This is a genomic window from Egicoccus sp. AB-alg6-2, assembly GCF_041821025.1.
Classification (GTDB): domain Bacteria; phylum Actinomycetota; class Nitriliruptoria; order Nitriliruptorales; family Nitriliruptoraceae; genus Egicoccus.
In genome coordinates this window covers 185,010-201,533 of sequence record NZ_JBGUAY010000004.1, presented here as the reverse complement: position 1 = coordinate 201,533, position 16,524 = coordinate 185,010, and the positions used below count along the sequence as shown (strand labels likewise).

The 16,524-nt window shown below is 72.2% G+C and carries 10 protein-coding genes; 7 read left to right on the top strand and 3 right to left on the bottom strand.

The annotated features are described in order from the left end of the window. Positions 1-2: 2 nt before the first annotated feature. The gene (locus ACERMF_RS08215) at positions 3-3,668 is read right to left on the bottom strand and encodes a CHAT domain-containing protein (protein ID WP_373668574.1); all 3,666 of its coding nucleotides are present in this window, start codon (positions 3,666-3,668) and stop codon (positions 3-5) included. Between the two features lie 178 nt (positions 3,669-3,846). Between ACERMF_RS08215 and ACERMF_RS08210 the strand changes: the two genes are divergently transcribed. After that, complete coding sequence (locus ACERMF_RS08210) at positions 3,847-5,022, top strand: FAD-dependent monooxygenase (protein WP_373668573.1); 1,176 nt, start codon at positions 3,847-3,849, stop codon at positions 5,020-5,022. Positions 5,023-5,074: 52 nt separating this feature from the next. On the opposite strand, the gene ACERMF_RS08205 is transcribed toward ACERMF_RS08210, so the two are convergent. Beyond that, entirely contained in the window at positions 5,075-5,647 is a 573-nt protein-coding gene (locus ACERMF_RS08205; RefSeq protein ID WP_373668572.1) for a hypothetical protein, read from the bottom strand. Between the two features lie 169 nt (positions 5,648-5,816). Here ACERMF_RS08205 and ACERMF_RS08200 point away from each other — a divergent pair, with 169 nt between their 5' ends. The 6 genes from ACERMF_RS08200 (at position 5,817) to ACERMF_RS08175 (ending at position 14,162) form a co-directional block, all read left to right on the top strand. Next, on the top strand, positions 5,817-10,766 hold the full coding sequence (locus ACERMF_RS08200; protein ID WP_373668571.1) for a HAMP domain-containing protein: 4,950 nt from the start codon (positions 5,817-5,819) through the stop codon (positions 10,764-10,766). Then, positions 10,763-11,629: a protein-glutamate O-methyltransferase CheR gene (locus ACERMF_RS08195; RefSeq protein ID WP_373668570.1), complete on the top strand. Its 867-nt coding sequence runs from the start codon at positions 10,763-10,765 to the stop codon at positions 11,627-11,629. The genes ACERMF_RS08200 and ACERMF_RS08195 overlap by 4 nt, the downstream gene beginning before the upstream one ends. Beyond that, complete coding sequence (locus tag ACERMF_RS08190; RefSeq protein WP_373668569.1) at positions 11,626-12,213, top strand: chemotaxis protein CheB; 588 nt, start codon at positions 11,626-11,628, stop codon at positions 12,211-12,213. The genes ACERMF_RS08195 and ACERMF_RS08190 overlap by 4 nt, the downstream gene beginning before the upstream one ends. Then, entirely contained in the window at positions 12,210-12,584 is a 375-nt protein-coding gene (locus ACERMF_RS08185) for a response regulator transcription factor (RefSeq protein WP_373668568.1), read from the top strand. Before ACERMF_RS08190 ends, ACERMF_RS08185 begins: the two co-directional genes overlap by 4 nt. Positions 12,585-12,737: 153 nt before the next feature. Then, positions 12,738-13,145, top strand: coding sequence for a hypothetical protein (locus tag ACERMF_RS08180; RefSeq protein ID WP_373668567.1), 408 nt, complete (start codon positions 12,738-12,740; stop codon positions 13,143-13,145). A gap of 51 nt (positions 13,146-13,196) precedes the next feature. Continuing rightward, positions 13,197-14,162, top strand: coding sequence for an L-threonylcarbamoyladenylate synthase (locus tag ACERMF_RS08175; RefSeq protein ID WP_373668566.1), 966 nt, complete (start codon positions 13,197-13,199; stop codon positions 14,160-14,162). Between the two features lie 38 nt (positions 14,163-14,200). Here ACERMF_RS08175 and glgP read toward each other — a convergent pair whose 3' ends face one another. After that, positions 14,201-16,315 carry an alpha-glucan family phosphorylase gene (glgP, locus tag ACERMF_RS08170; RefSeq protein WP_373668565.1) on the bottom strand — a complete coding sequence of 705 codons (2,115 nt, stop codon included), beginning with the start codon at positions 16,313-16,315 and terminating at the stop codon, positions 14,201-14,203. Positions 16,316-16,524 lie beyond the last annotated feature (209 nt).

Genomic DNA, 16,524 nt, shown 5'->3' with positions numbered 1-16,524 from the left:
GCTCATACGGGCGCGGCTGGGCCTGCCGGGTGTGCACCGACGTAGATGAACGGGGCCCAGTGGTAGGGGTGGGTCCGTGGGATGGCCGGCGGCCCACCGCTGGCGAGCCCGCGCGGCATCGACGCGTCGGGGAGCCCCGCGGCGAGTTCCTGGACGGCGTCGCGATGGCCGGCGGCGTCCAGCGAGCGGTACCAGCGCTGTCCTTCGCGGAGGGCCGTGACCGGATCGCTGCCCGCGGCCACGGTGGCGGCGAACCGGGACATGAGCAGGCCCGTCGACACGTCGTCGACGGGCCACAGGCTGACGACCGCCGACGAGACGCCGGCTGCCAGCAGTGCCCGGGTCATGCCGAGCACCTCGTCCCCTCCCGCCAGCTGCCCGCGGCCGCTCTCGCATGCCGACAGCACCACGAGTTGGGCCGACATGCGGGCCCCGATCAGGTCGACCAGTCGCAGCGCGTCGCCGCGTGCGAGCAACAGCGCGCTCGCGGCAGGCACCGCGACGTCGACGTGGGCGTGCGTCGCCAGATGCACCAGGCCGGCTCGGCTCAGCTCCGCCCGAACGGCGGCGGTGGTGGCCTCCGGCCCGGTGAGCAGCACCGGGTCGTCGAGCCACCGGGCGACGGCGACCGCCTCGGCCCGGGCGTACGGGAGCGGCGGTTGGGGCACGGGCGCACCGCCGGTCAGCGACCGCAGCACCATGTCCTCGGGGTCGCCGACCACGAGGCTCCCGCCGCCGCGCGCCACCACCGGTGCGCGCAGATGTGACAGGGTGGTCGCGCTCGGCACCACGGCCACCGGTGCCCGCTCGAGGAGGACGTCGTCGCGCCAGGGGAGGGCGTGGAGCGGTGCCGCGTGGCCAACGCCCGTCGGCACGAACGTGAGGCGGTCGGCGTCGTCGAGCACGTCGGCAACGGGATCGAGGAGCAGTCGTGCCGCCGATCGCCCGGCTTCGACCCAGTGCCCGCCGGTCGCGCAGCCCTTCGAGAAGGCCAGCAGCGTTCGTGTGAGGTCGCGGGCGTCGACCCGCTGTCGGTGCGCGATCGCGAGTCCCTCCGGTGTCGCCGCGAAGGTCAGCAGGTCGTCGTCCACGAGGAGGTGGCTCACCAGGACGGCTCCCGGCGTCAAGGTGGCGCACACCTGCTCGAGCGTCACCTCGGCGGGCGGCGTCATGGCGTGCGCGACCGAAGGGGCCCGCTCCTGCAGTGCGTCCGTGGCGGCGAGCAGCTCCCGTTCCGCCTCCCGTAGCCGGTCGTCGAGTTGGCCGACGGCGCCCTCGTTCCGGTGTTCCTGAACCTGCGTGAGGAGGAGCTGCTGCCAGAGCGAGACGCGTGCGCTTGCGGCCATCCACGCCGCGACCAGATCGTCGGCGTCACCGTCGTCGGCGCGCGTCCGCACCAGGGGACTGGTGGCAGCGAGCAGCTCGGCGAGGGCGCGTGCCCTGCCCGTCTCGGCCAGCACGAACGAACGCTCCGCACGAGGGCCGGAAGGGGTTGCGACCGGGGCGGACGTTTCGGCCAGTCGGAGCTCGGTTCGCGCCGCCCGCCCGAAGACGCGGGCAGTGCCGGCGTGCAGGGCCGTCCTGGCTTCGTCGCGCGCGAGGTTGGCGGCGCGGTGTCCCAATGCCTCGATGGCGACGGCGTGACGCTCGGCCGCCCGGGCGTGCTCGCCTCGTTGTTCGGCCACGTGCCCCTGGTCACTGAGCAGCTCCCAGGGCCGCGTCTCCGCGTGCCACCAGCCCGGCTCGTGGGCATCGAGCGCGTCGAAAGCCTCGGCGGCCGCGTCGAAGAGCTCGACCCGGGTCAGGAACGCCGCTTCGCGCCGCAGCCGTCCTCCCCGCGGGTCGGGCAGGGCCGGAGCGTCTGCACCGAGCGCGGCGCGCAGTTGCTCCTGCAGTGACTGCTGCTGCGCTTCGACCGCGGTCTCGTGCGCGTGGTAGGCGGCCAGGGCCTCGTGTGGCCGTTGCAGTCGGGCGAGGGTGACGGCCCGGCCGAGGTCGTCGCCGGCGGCGTCCGCCGCCGCGAGCGCCACCCCGTACCGCTCCGCCGCGACGTCACTGGCGCCGTCGTCGCGGGCGCGGTCGCCCTCGGCGAGCGCCGCGTGCAGCTCTGCGCCGACGATCGCCGTCTCCGCCATCGTCCGGAGTTGCCCGTCGAGCAGATCGGCAGGATCGCCCGCTGGCTCCGACGGCTCCGCGCTGAGCAGGTCCTGCAGCCGCATCGCGGACCGACGGAGAGCGGCTGGTTCGCCGCCGCCGAGGGCGAGTTGATGCAGCCGTTGGCCGAGCGAGATCGCGCGGCGCCACGCGTCGCGACCGAACGTGGGGTCGACGAGCCGGGGGTGGAGCTCCTGCAGCGCGCGATCGAACTCGTGCGCCGCCGAGTGGGCGTCCCCGACGGCGGCCGCCACCACGCCCCGGTCGGCCAGGCTCTGGCTGCGCTGCAGCCTGGCGTCGAGTCCGGCGAAGATCCGGCCGGCGAGCGCGTGGCAGGTCGAGGCGCGGTCCGGATCTCCGGCGCGCACGAGGAACTGCCTCCCGGCCCGCGCGAGCAGCAGCCCGAGCCCGAACGCCTGGCTGTAGCTGCCGGTCGAGATGCCCCACGCGGCCACCTCCTCGGGCAGCGACAGCGAAGCCGTGGATCGTCCCGCTCCGGTCCGGGCGAGCAGCGTGTGGACCTGTGCCGTGCGGAGGAGCCACGCGTCACCGGCTGCGGCAGCCTCGTTCGCCGCACGCTCGGCGAGTTGCACGGCCGCCGTGTCGTCGCCCGTCAGGCGTGCGAGCAACGCTTGCCGGAGCGCGACGGCCACCAGTCCACGCGGTGCGACCGCCCGTGCGTAGGAGGAGGCGGCCGCCTCGTACGCCGCCGTCGCTACCGGGACGTCGACGGCGGCGGGGTCGGCCTCGGCGTACTCGACCGCCCACGGCAGCTCGCTGGTGTCGCCGGCGGCCTCCGTCAGGGCCAGGTCGGCCGCCAGCGGATGCGAGAACGGTGCCAGGACCAGGTCACCCCTCAGCAGATCACACGCCGCCGCCGCAGCGTGGTCGTCGCGGCCGATCGCCTCGCGAGCCACGTCGTCCAGCAGGCGCTCGGCTGCTGCCCGGTCGCCGACGAGATGGAGGAGTTCGGCACGCCATCGCAGGACGGCAGCGGCGAGTGACAGCTCGTCGGCATCGACGGCCCGCTGGTGGAGGTCGGCGAGTTCGTCGAGGGCGCCCTGGCCGACCTCGGCCGCGTCCACCTGGAGCATCGGTGCACGCAACTGGGAGCGCACGAAGCGCAAGCGCGGAGCCATCCGCGTCAGCACCAGCTGTTCCAATTCGACGAAACCCGGCTCCTGGTCCGGCACCGCCGGGTGCGAAGCAAGTTCGGGCCAGCGCGCGAACACTTCGAGTCCGTCCGCCACGGTGTCGCCCGGGAAGGTGTTCGACCGCCGCGTGGCGGCCCACGCCGCCCAGGCTGCTGCGCGGCCACGCGTCCTCTCGTCGCCGCCGCGTCCTGCCTCGCGCAGGTGCACCACGGCGGACGCCGCTTCGCCGGCGAGGGCGTCGACGATGCCACGCAGCAACGGGTCGGGCGCACACTCGTCCAGGGCGGCCGCGGCGGCCGCGGGGCTCCCGCGCAGGTCGTCGGCCAACAGCGAGCCACCGAACGCGGCGGTGACGGCCACCTCGAGGTCGGATCGTTCCCCACGAGCCGATGTCGTGCCCACGCTGCCCCCGCACGCCCCGTGGTGGCTCACCCGGGGCCCTCGGCAGTTGTACCCGGCGCGGGACCGTGACGGGCGGATTCGATCGGCGTACCGTGGCTCCTGGCACACGACGGGGGTCGGGTGCGAGGAGGGGACCATGGCGAGCCTCCAGGCGCCGGTGGTGGTCGTCGGCGCGGGCATCGGCGGCCTCACGACGGCCATCGCACTGGATCGGCTCGGGCTGCCCGTCGAGGTCTACGAGCGGGCCCCGGCGTTGGCCGAGGTCGGGGCGGGGATCGGCCTGTGGCCGAACGCGGTCCGGGCACTCGACCGCCTCGGCGTCGGCGACGCCGTGCGGAGCCTGGCCGTGCCGGGCACCACGGGCAGCGCCCGGACGCCGTCGGGCAAGGTCCTGCTCACGCTGCCAGCGGAGTCGCTGCACGTGCGCTACGGCGCGCCGACGACGGGCGTCATGCGGGCCGAGGTGCAGCGACGCCTCGCCGAGCGGTTCGGAACCGACCGCATCCACCTGGGGCGCGAACTGGTGGGCTTCGAGCAGGAGGACGAACACGTCCGCGCCCGCTTCCTCGACGGCAGCGACGTCGAGGGCTCGGTCCTCGTCGGCGCCGACGGGCTGCGCTCGACGGTACGGAGCAAGCTCCTCGCCGACGGCCCGCCCCGGTACCGGGGGGACACCGCCTGGCGTGGTCTTGCCCCGTGGCCGGCGGACGAACCGCTGGACGACGTCTTCGAGACGGTCGGTCGGGGAGCGCGGTTCGGCGTCTTCCCGCTCCACGACGGCCGGATCATGTGGTTCGCCGGCGCCGTGCGGCCCGAGGGAGAACGCGACGGGCCGGACGTGCTCGACCGACTGCGGACACGGTTCGCCGACTGGCACCATCCGATTCCGCGGGTGCTCGAGCGAACCGACCCGGCCAGCATCCTCCGCAACGACATCTACGACCGTCCCGTCGGGCGCCGATGGGTCGACGGGCGGGTCGCGCTGCTCGGCGACGCGGCGCATCCGATGGGGCCCGATCTCGGCCAGGGCGCCTGCCAGGCGATCGAGGACGCCGAGACGCTGGCGCTCGCGCTCCGCACCTTCGTGGAACCGCGGACCGCGTTGCGGGTCTACGAACGCATTCGCGTCCGACGGGTCCGCACCGTCGGACGGATCGTCGGCGCGACGAGTTGGCTCGCGAGCCGCCAGCATCCGGTCGTGTGCTCCGTACGGGACGCCGTACTGGCGGCGACCCCGTCGGCGGTGGCACGTCGGCAGACCGAACTGGTCGCCGGCTGGGACCCACCCGAGCGGCTCCGCGCGCCCGCCTGAGCCCTCACGACACACGCCACGTTCGCCGCGGTCCGGCTGCTGCCGATCCGCGTCAGTCGAGGTGCACGGTGTCGGTGGCGTCGACGCGGGTCACGTACCCGTCGGTCGTCACCTGATCGCCCGTCATGCCTTCGCCGTTCTCGCCGTAGCGTTCGCGCACCTCGGCCGGCTGTTCGGCACCGACCAGCTCGGTCTGGAACGCGACCCACACCTCCACGTCGCCGGCGGGCCAGTCGCCCAGGTCCTGGCTGAAGGTGTAGGTGCCGTCCTGCACCTCGGTGTAGCCGTCGATCACCTCGAAGGTCTCGTCATGTCGGAGCTCGAAGGCGAGCAACGCGCCGTCCGGCACCGTCGCCGTGCCCTCGGCGGTCACCGCACCGTCCTCGACGGTTGCCGAGACGGTGACGGCGACGTCCGTGGACGTTTCCTCCACGTCCTCCACGTCCTCCGGGTCGACGGTCGTCGCCGGCGACGAGTCGTCCTCCGCCGGTTCTGCGTCCGTACCGGCATCCGCCGTGGGCCCGACCGCGTCGTCGACCGCGATGCCACAACCGAGGAGCACCGAGGCGGTGAGCGCCAACGCGCCCGAAGCGCGTCGACGGCCGTGCTGCGCCGATCCGACCATGTCCTCCCCGATCCCGCTCGCCCTGCACGCTATGCCGCCCAGCCGCGGCGCGCAGCGGCCGACCGCCCGGGGCGTGACGACCGACGGACCGACCGGGTCGCAGGCGCGGCTAACGTCGCGGGCCGATGGCGGCGCCGTGGCGGCACGTCGCCCGACGTCAGGAGCGGACTTGACGAGCAAGCAAGCGGTCAGCGGGCGGGCCGGATCCTCCGGGGCGGCCGACGGCGGCCTGACACTGGCCGAGCAGGAGCAACTGCTCGAGGCCCTCGAGGCCGCGGTGGAGGGGGACTTCACCCAACGGCTGCGTTTCCGTCGCGACGGCGTGGCGGGTGAGCTGTCGGCCACCTTCAACGAGTTGATGAAGCGGCGGGTGGCCGTCACGGACGAGCTGCGCCGCGTGAGTCAGCGCGTCGGTCGCGACGGACGCATCAACGAACGCGCCTCGGTGGGCCGCGTCGGAGGTGGCTGGGACGAGCAGATCGAGGCGCTCAACGAGCTCATCGACCACCTGGTGCAACCGATCTCGGAGATCTCGCGCGTCCTCACGGCCATCGCGGAGGGCGACCTCGGACAGCGCTTCTCCCTCGACGTCAACGACCACAAGATGAGCGGCGAGTTCCTCAGCATCGGCCGCAGCGTCAACAAGGTCGTCGACCAGCTGTCGGCATTCGCCGACGAGGTCACCCGGGTCGCCCGCGAGGTCGGGACCGAGGGCAAGCTCGGAGGTCAGGCCCGGGTCAAGGGCGCGGCGGGAACCTGGCGCGACCTGACCGACAACGTCAACTCGATGGCGCGCAACCTCACCGACCAGGTCCGCAACATCGCCGAGGTGACCACGGCCGTCGCCCAGGGCGACCTGTCGCGCAAGATCACCGTCGATGCCCAGGGGGAGATCCTCGAGCTCAAGACGACCGTCAACACCATGGTCGATCAGCTCTCGGCGTTCGCCGACGAGGTGACCCGGGTCGCCGGCGAGGTCGGCTCCGAGGGGAAGCTCGGCGGTCAGGCCCGGGTCAAGGGCGTGTCGGGGACGTGGAAGGACCTGACCGACAACGTCAACTCGATGGCGCGCAACCTCACCGACCAGGTCCGCAACATCGCCACGGTCGCGACCGCGGTCGCGCACGGTGACCTCTCCCAGCGCATCACGGTCGACGCCCAGGGCGAGATCCTCGAACTCAAGACCACGCTCAACCGCATGGTCGACCAGCTGTCCAGCTTCGCCGACGAGGTCACCCGGGTCGCCCGCGAGGTCGGCTCCGAGGGCAAGCTCGGGGGGCAGGCGCGGGTCAAGGGCGTGTCGGGGACGTGGAAGGACCTGACCGACAACGTCAACTCGATGGCGCGAAACCTCACCGACCAGGTCCGCAACATCGCCGAGGTGACCACGGCGGTGGCCCAGGGCGACCTCAGCCACGAGATCACGGTCGACGCCCAGGGCGAGATCCTGGAGCTCAAGGACACGATCAACCGGATGGTCCGGCAGCTGTCCAGCTTCGCCGACGAGGTCACGCGGGTCGCCCGCGAGGTGGGGACCGAGGGCAAGCTCGGCGGTCAGGCCAACGTCGCGGGCGTGTCGGGGACGTGGAAGGACCTGACCGACAACGTCAACTCGATGGCGCGCAACCTGACGGACCAGGTCCGCGACATCGCGGCCGTGACGACCGCCGTCGCGCAGGGAGACCTCAGTCGCGAGATCACGGTCGACGCCCAGGGCGAGATCCTGGAGCTCAAGACCACGCTCAACCGGATGGTGGGGCAGCTGTCGAGCTTCGCGGCCGAGGTCACGCGGGTGGCCCGCGAGGTGGGGACCGAGGGCAAGCTCGGTGGCCAGGCCACGGTGGCGGGGGCGTCGGGCACCTGGGAGGACCTGACCGACAGCGTCAACTCGATGGCGCGCAACCTGACCGACCAGGTCCGCAGCATCGCCACGGTCGCGACCGCGGTCGCCAACGGTGACCTGTCGCAGGAGATCACCGTCGACGCCCAGGGCGAGATCCTGGAGCTCAAGACCACGCTCAACCGGATGGTGGGGCAGCTGTCGAGCTTCGCCGCCGAGGTCACGCGGGTCGCCCGCGAGGTGGGGACCGAGGGCAAGCTCGGCGGTCAGGCCAACGTCGCCGGGGTCTCGGGGACGTGGGAGGACCTGACCGACAACGTCAACCAGCTCGCCGCCAACCTCACCACCCAGGTCCGCGCGATCGCCGGGGTGTCCACCGCGGTGACCCGCGGTGACCTCAGTCAACGGATCGAGGTCGACGCCAGCGGTGAGGTGGCCGAACTCAAGGACACGATCAACCAGATGATCGTGAACCTGTCCCGGACCACGGAGCAGAACACCGCCCAGGACTGGTTGAAGACCAACGTGGCCCGCATCTCCACGATGTTGCAGGGCCAGCGTGACGTCGGTGCCGTCGCCAGCCAGGTGATGTCGCACGTGACGCCGTTGATCGACGCGCACAGCGGCGCCTTCTTCTGCCCCCAGCTCGAGGACGGGGCGCCCGAGGCCGAGACCGAGCTGCGTCTCGTGGCGAGCTACGCCTATTCGCAGCGCCGCTCCGTCTCCAACCGGTTCCGTCTCGGGGAGGGGCTGGTCGGCCAGGCGGCCGTCGAGCGCATCCCGATCCTGGTGACCGACGCGCCCGAGGAGTACGTGGTGCAGTCCGGCCTGGGCGAGGCGCGCCCGGTCAACGTGCTCGTCCTCCCGATCCTGTTCGAGGGGGAACTGCTCGGCGTCCTCGAGTTCGCGTCGTTGCGCGCCTTCGACGACGTCGCGAGGCAGCTGCTCGACCAGCTCGCCGAGACGCTCGGCATCGTGTTGAACACGATCCAGGCCACGATGCGGACCGAGGAGCTGCTCGAGCAGTCGCAGGGCCTCACCCAGGAACTGCAGGCACAGTCCGAGGAGCTGCAGGCGCAGCAGGAGGAGCTGCAGCAGACAAACGAGGAGCTCGAGGAGAAGGCGGAGCTGCTCGAGGCCCAGAAGCGCGCCATCGAGCTGACCAACGCCGAGATCGAACGCGCCAGGGCCGAGGTCGAGGACCGGGCCGAGCAGCTCGCGCGGTCCTCGCGATACAAGTCCGAGTTCCTGGCCAACATGTCGCACGAGCTGCGTACGCCGCTCAACAGCATGCTGATCCTGTCACGCCTCCTCGCCGACGACGGCGACGGCCTCAACGGCGAGCAGCGTGAATTCGCCGAGACCATCCACCGCTCGGGCAACGACCTGCTCGAGTTGATCAACGACATCCTCGACCTGTCGAAGATCGAGGCCGGGCGCATGGACGTCGAGGCCGAGCTGGTCACGCTGACCGATGCGATCGAACCGGTTCGTCAGGGCCTGGCCCAGGTCGCGGCCGACAAGGGGCTCTCCCTCGAGGTCGATCTCGCGGCGGCGCCCGAGTCGATCTACACCGACGTCCGGCGGCTGCAGCAGATCCTCAAGAACCTGCTCTCGAACGCCATCAAGTTCACCGACACCGGCGGCGTCCGTGTCGAGGTGACCAGTGATCTCGACACCGATCCGGTTCCGACCGGCCTGGGCGGCGGCGACTACGTCGCCTTCCGGGTGATCGACACCGGGATCGGCATCAGTGACGAGCAGCGGTTGGTGGTGTTCGAGGCGTTCCAGCAGGGCGACGGTTCCAAGAGCCGTCGTCATGGCGGTACGGGCCTCGGCTTGTCCATCAGCCGTGAGCTGGCCGCCCTGCTCGGTGGCGTCATCACGCTCGACAGCACCCCGGGCGAGGGCTCCACGTTCTCGCTGTACCTGCCCATCACCTACACGGCGGATCAGCGAGCCACCCCCGCCGCGCACGAACCGTCCGCGCAGCGACTCACGCTGATCCCGACCGATGCGGCGGCGGCTGCGCCCAGCGAGGACGGCGTCGTGGCCACCGAAACGCCGAGTCACCTCGACGATCGTGAGCACCTGCGGGCCGGTGATCCGTGCCTGCTCGCGATGGTCGCGGACGAGGAGCAGGCCGAGCGCGTCGTCCGGCTCGCACACGCGAAGGGTCACCGCGTCGTCGTGGCCCTGGATCGGTCGGCGGGATTCGCGCTCGCGACCGGCTTCCGGCCCAGCGGCATCCTGCTGGACGCCGGCACCCCGGCGGAGTCGTTGACGACGCTGACCTATCTCAAGCGGCGTCGCGAGACGCGGCACGTCCCGGTCTGCGTCGTCGGCGGCGACGAGGTCGAGCGCATGGCGTTGCGCACCGGTGCCGCCTTCACCACCGGACCCGAACCCAGCGACGAGGCCCTCGACCTGGCCATCGGGCGGGTCATGTCGCTCGGGCTGAACACCGACCGCAAGGTGCTCGTCGTCGAGGACGACGACGCCGCGCGCCGCGCGGTCAGCGAGTTGATCGGCCGTGGCGAAGGCATCGAGGTCGTCGACGCCGGTGGCCTCGACGGTGCCCGCCGCGAGCTCGCCGAGGGCGACGTCGACCTGCTCGTCCTGGACCTCCACCTCGCGGGCGAGAACGGGTTCGACCTGCTCGAGGAGATCCGCGACCACGACGAGTTGCGCACGCTGCCGGTGATCATCCACACCGGCAAGGAGCTGGGGCGGGACGAGGAGGCCCACCTGCGCCGGTATGCGGAGACGATCGTCGTGAAGACGGTCGGCTCGACGGCCCGCCTGCTGGACGAGGCCCTGCTGCACCTGCACCGTGCGCCCTCGGCGTTGCCCGAGGAACAGCAGCAGCAACTCGAGGAGCTGTACGCCGCAGACGAGGCCCTGCGCGACAAGCGCGTCCTGGTGGTCGACGACGACGAACGCAACGTGTACGCGCTCACCCGTGCGCTCGAGGCCCAGGGGATGATCGTCGAGGCAGCCGAGCACGGACGGGCGGCGCTCGACCGGGTCGCACGCGCCGGGGTCGCCTACGACCTCGTGCTCATGGACATCATGATGCCGGAGATGGACGGCCACGAGGCGACCCGGCAGTTGCGCCAGCATCCCGGATACGCCGAGACGCCGATCATCACCCTGACCGCGAAGGCGATGCGCGAGGACCGGGCCGAGAGCCTGGCCGCGGGCGCGTCGGACTTCATCACCAAGCCGGTGGACATGGACCAGCTGCTCTCGCTGCTGCGTGTGTGGCTCTACCGATGACCGACGCCGACGACCTCGCCGCACGTCCTTCGGGCATGGCGCCCGAGGACGTCGAGGACGTCGAACTCGACGTGCTGCTCGAAGCGGTCACCCGCGTGTACGGCTACGACTTCCGCAACTATGCCCGGGCGTCGTTGCGCCGCCGCCTGTGGCGGCGCGTCACCGCCGAGGGGCGGAGCAGCCTGAGCGGGCTGCTCGAGTGCGTGTTGCACGACCCGCAGGCGATGGAGCGGCTCCGGGTGGACCTGTCGGTCACCGTCACCAGCATGTTCCGCGATCCGCCGTTCTTCCTGGCGCTGCGCCGACAGGTGGTGCCCTTGCTGGCGACCTACCCGTTCGTTCGGATCTGGGTTGCGGGCTGCGCCTCGGGCGAGGAGGTCTACTCCCTGGCGATCGTGCTCCGCGAAGAGGGGATGGGCGATCGCGTCCGCATCTACGCCACCGACGTCAGCGACCCCATCCTCGACCATGCCCGTGACGGCCGGGTCGCGCTGGACAAGATGCGCGCCTACTCCTCGAACTACCTCGAGGCCGGAGGGCGCGACGGGCTCTCGCGTTACTACACCGTCGACGGGCGTTGGGCACGGATGGACCCCTCCCTGCGCGACGGGGTCGTGTTCGCACGCCACAATCTCGCCACGGACGGCACGTTCAACGAGTTCCACCTGATCCTGTGCCGCAACGTGCTGATCTACTTCGACCGCACCCTGCAGGAGCGCGTCCACCGCCTCTTCGACGCGAGCCTGGTCGATCTGGGGCTGCTGGCACTCGGGGCGCGGGAGTCGCTCGTCGGATCCGTGCTCGAGGAGCGCTATGACGCCCTCGACACCGAAACCAGGCTGTACCGGAAGATGGGGGCGTGAGCGAGGTTCGGCGTCTGGTCGCCCTGGGTGGGTCGTGGGGAGGCATCACGGCGTTGCAGACGATCCTGCGCCGACTCGATCTGCCCGACGACGCCGCGATGGTCGCGGTGCTGCACCGGCAACCGGTCAGGAGCCCGCTCGTCGACGTCCTGACGCGGGGCAGCGGCTACCCGGTCGAGGAGGCCGAGGACAAGACGTCGTTGCGGCCGGGTAGGGTCTACGTCGCTCCGCCCGACTACCACCTGCTCGTCGAACCGGGCTGGCTGTCGCTCTCGACCGAGGAACCGGTCCGCTACAGCCGGCCGTCGATCGACGTGCTGCTGGAGTCTGCGGCCGACGCGTTCGCGGACCGAGTGGTCGCGGTGATCCTCACCGGCGCGAGCGACGACGGCACCGCCGGGGCACGAGCGGTACACCGTCGCGGAGGAACGGTCATCGTGCAGGATCCGAAGTCGGCCGAACAACCGGTCATGCCTCGATCCGTGGTCGAGGCGGGGCTCGGCGACCACGTCGCCCCCTTGGGCGATCTCGCGGCCGTGATCGCCGCCGCGGTCCGTGGCCGCAGCCGGAAGGGGCCGGCGTGAGTGCCACCCGGATCCTGATCGTCGACGACGATCCACAGTTCCGGCACCTCGTGCGTCTCGTGCTGCGCCAGGCCGACGACTTCGAGTTCGTCGGCGAGGCGGCCGACGGCCAGGCCGGTGTCGAACAGACCGAGGTGCTCCGGCCCGACGTCGTCCTGCTCGACCTCATGATGCCGGGCATGGACGGTTTCCACGCCCTGCCGCTGATCCGTTCGGCACATCCGGACACGTCCGTCATCGTGCTGACGGCCCTGGACGCCGACGAGGCGGCCGAAGGCATGCTGCTGGGCGCGAGCGGGTTCGTGGAGAAGCGCCACATCACCGAGCGGCTGGAACCGCTCATACGTCGCTGTGCGGATCGCTCCGGCTGACGCCGGAGCGCCGGCGACGTGCCGGCGTACGGCGGGCGTGTCCAGTTCAACGTGCACAGCCCACGTCCGAACGCCGCCCTCCGGGATCCGCTGCCGTCTACGCGGCGCCACACTGAGACCCCCCGGGACGCCGGAGCACGAGGGAGGATGCGGATGTCGGTGCGCGCCGTACCTCTCCGCCGGCTCGCCGTCGACGGCAGGGACCCCCTCGTCGTCGAGGGAACCGATGCGCATCAGCCGGACCTGCGGCAACTCGCGCGGCAACGCGACGGGACCGGGGACCCGTTCCGGATTCGTGTCGAGTTGGAGCCACATCGGCCCGAGCGCCTGCTGGCGGCGCGCGAGGTCGGTGTCGTCGGTCCGGGCGGGCACGAGCTCGGGCTGTTGCCGCCGAGCGTCGGCGAGGAACTGCATGCGGGCCTGCAGTTGCTCGCCTCGCTCGAACCGCCCTACGTGCTCAGTTGCGAGGCTCTCGCCTGGCACGCGCACGGACGTCCCGACGGTGATCTCCGCCTGACGCTGTACCTGGACCTCGACGAGATCGGTCGGCTCACCGGTTGAGCGGCGTCGCCCGGTCCGTCGACGCTGTCCTACCCTCCCGGGCGCCCGACCGTGGATCCGCCGTTGGACAACGTCGTCGCCCCGGACGCGCACGGCCTCGCCCGTGCGTGCGCGGCGCTGTGGGCCGGCGAGTTGGTCGGATTCCCCACCGAGACCGTCTACGGGCTCGGTGCCGACGCCATGGACGAGTCTGCGGTCGCCCGGATCTTCGCCGCGAAGGGCCGGCCGGCCGACAACCCGCTCATCGTCCACCTGCCCGACGCCGAGCACGTTGGCCCGGTGGTCGATGCGTGGACGCCCCTCGCCCGGCGCCTCGCCGAGGACTTCTGGCCCGGCCCGCTGACCCTGGTCCTGGACGCCGCGTCGCAGCTGCCCAGGGTGACCACCGGGGGGCTGGCGACCGTGGCGGTGCGCGTCCCCGACCATCCCGTCGCCCAGACGCTCCTGTGGGACGTGGGGCGCCCGCTCGCGGCGCCGTCGGCGAACCGCTCGGGACGCCCCTCGCCGACCGAGGCCGCGCACGTGTCCCAGGACCTCGGCGACGCGGTGCGGGTCGTGCTCGACGGTGGCCCGTGCCCCGTCGGCGTCGAGTCGACGGTGGTCGACGCACGTGGACGGGTGCCGCTGGTGCTGCGCGAGGGCAGCATCACCCGCGAGGACCTCGGGGCAGCGGAGACGGTGACCGACGGTGACCGACTGCGCGCCTCACCAGGTACGCGTTATCGCCACTACGCGCCCACCTGTCGGGTGGCGGTGGCAGCTGCGGGAACCGCCGCGGCGACCGCCCACCGGCTGATGGGCGAGGGTGTCACGGTCGGACTCGTCGCGACCGAGCCGCCACCGCCAGGCGTGGTCGGTGTCGCCCGATTCGTCGATGCCGCGGACCTCGCGCGTCAGCTGTACGCGGCGCTCCGGACGGCCGAGACCGCCGGGGTCGGCGTGGTCGTGGTCGAGGCGGTCGGCGAGGCCGGTGTCGGCCGTGCGGTCATGGACCGGCTGCGGCGCGCCGCCGGCTGAAGCCGGTCGGCGCGCCCCCGGGCGTGTGTGTCGGATCGCTACGCGACCTCGAACTCGGGCTCGAGCAGGCCGTAGGCCTGCGTGACGTAGTCCGCCACCATGCGGTGGGTGGAGAACTGCGGCGAGAGCAGCGCGATCGCGTCACGCATCATCTCGACCCAGCGTGTCGGGACGCCGGCGTCGTCGCGGCGGTAGAAGGTCGGGACCAGCTCATCGGCGAGCAGGTGGTACAGCGCGTCGGCGTCCGCGGCCGTGCGCTGGTGCTCCTCGCCGTCCTCGCGACGATCACCGATCGCCCAGCCGAAGCCGGCCGCGGCACGGGGGGCGAGGTCCGCGATGGCCTCGTCCCACCAGCCGTCGAGGATGGACAGGTTCAGCACGCCGTTCATGGCCGCCTTCATCCCGGACGTGCCCGAGGCCTCGAGCGGGCGGAGCGGGTTGTTGAGCCAGACGTCGACCCCGGCGACCAGCGACCTGGCCAGCTCGAGGTCGTAGCCCTCGAGGAAGACGAGGCGACCCTTGAGTCGTGGATCGCGCGAGAGGCCGACCAGCTGCTGGATCAGGTGCTTGCCGGCTTCGTCGCGAGGATGTGCCTTGCCCGCCACCAGGATCTGCACCGGGCGTGCGTCGTCGCCGACGATGCCGGCGAGACGGTCCAGGTCGTGTGCGAGCAGCGTGGCGCGCTTGTACGTCGCGAAGCGACGCGCGAACCCGATCGTCAGCGCGTCGGGGTCCAGACCGCGGCCGTCGTTGCCGATGCCCAGCCGACGGCTCTGCGCGCTGAGCCGGTCGCGGGCCTCACCGACGAGCCGTCGACGCGCCGCGACGTGCGTCCGCCACAGCACGGCCGGTTCGACCTCGCGGATGCGTTCCCAGGCCTCCGGCCCGGCACTCGTCCGCCAGCCGGGGCCGAGCCGGGCGTCGAAGAGATCCGCGAGCTCCCCGCCGACCCACTGGCCGGGGTGGACGCCGTTGGTGACGTGCCCGATCGGGACCTCGGTCACCGAGCGCTCGGGCCACAGGCCGGCCCACATGCGTCGCGAGACCTCACCGTGCAGGCGCGCGACGCCGTTCGCCTTGCCGGCGAGCGCGAGCGCGAGCACCGTCTGCGACCAGCGATCGTCGCCGGCCCCCGTGGCGAGATCCCACAGGGCGCGGAACTCGACGCCGAGCTGCTCGGCCAGCGGGGTCAGGTGATAGGCGGCGAGGTCCCAACCGAAGGCGTCGTGGCCGGCAGGGACCGGCGTGTGGGTCGTGAAGACGAGTTCGCCCCGCACCAGCTCGATCGCCGTGCTCAGGGAGTGCCCGCCCACGAGGTGGTGCCGCAACCGCTCGATGCCGGCGAACGCGGCGTGGCCCTCGTTGAGGTGGTGCACGTCGACGTCGATGCCGAGGGCCGCCAGCAAGCGGGCGCCGCCCACGCCCAGCACCAGCTCCTGGCGCAGACGCATGTCGTCGTCGCCGCCGTAGAGCTGGCCCGTGACCTCGCGGTGGTGCGGCTGGTTGTCCGCCACGTCGGTGTCGAGCAGGTACAGCGAGACGCGGCCCACGGCGACGTGCCAGGCCTGCACCGTGACGACGCCGTCACCGAGCCCGACCTGGACGGTCACGCGGCGGCCGTCGGTGTCGAGCACGGGGGAGACCGGTGCCACCTCGAAGTCGTTGCGGGCGGGGTCGGCATGCTGCCAGCCCGAGCTGTCGAGGCGCTGACAGAAGTAGCCGTCGCGGTAGGCGAGCCCGACCGCGACCAGCGGGATGCCGAGGTCGGACGCCGACCGCAGGTGGTCCCCGGCCAGCACGCCGAGGCCGCCGGAGTAGGTGTGCAGGCTGTCGGCCAGGGCGAACTCCGCCGAGTAGTACGCGACCACCCGCGACGGGTCGCCGCCGGCGCGCCGGTACCAGGTGTCGTCGCTGTCGAGGTACTGCTGCAACTCGTCGGCGGCGTCGTGCACGCGCGCGCCGTAGCCCGGTCGCTCGACCGCGGTCTCGAGCCGTCCGGCGGCCTCCTTCAGCAGGCGGACGGGGTTGCGGCCGGTGCGTTCCCAGGCGGGGGGGTCGAGTTCCTCGAGGACGCGGCGAGCCGGTCCGTACCACGCTGAGCGCAGGTTGGTGGCGAGCCGTTCGAGGTCGGCGGCGAGGCGGGCACGATGCATCGGGAGATCCTGACGAGGGCGCCGCCACGGTCGGGCGACTCCTGGTGGACGTCGGCGGACCGGACCGCGACTCCAGGGGCGATGGTCACGGATGCCGAGGACGTCCGGCTGCTGCACGTGCGACGGTCGCGACGTGTCGGCCCAGCGTACGGGCGCGCGCCTGCGCTGGCGCGCGGCAGCGCGGAACTGCGCCGTCCCCGACCAAGGTC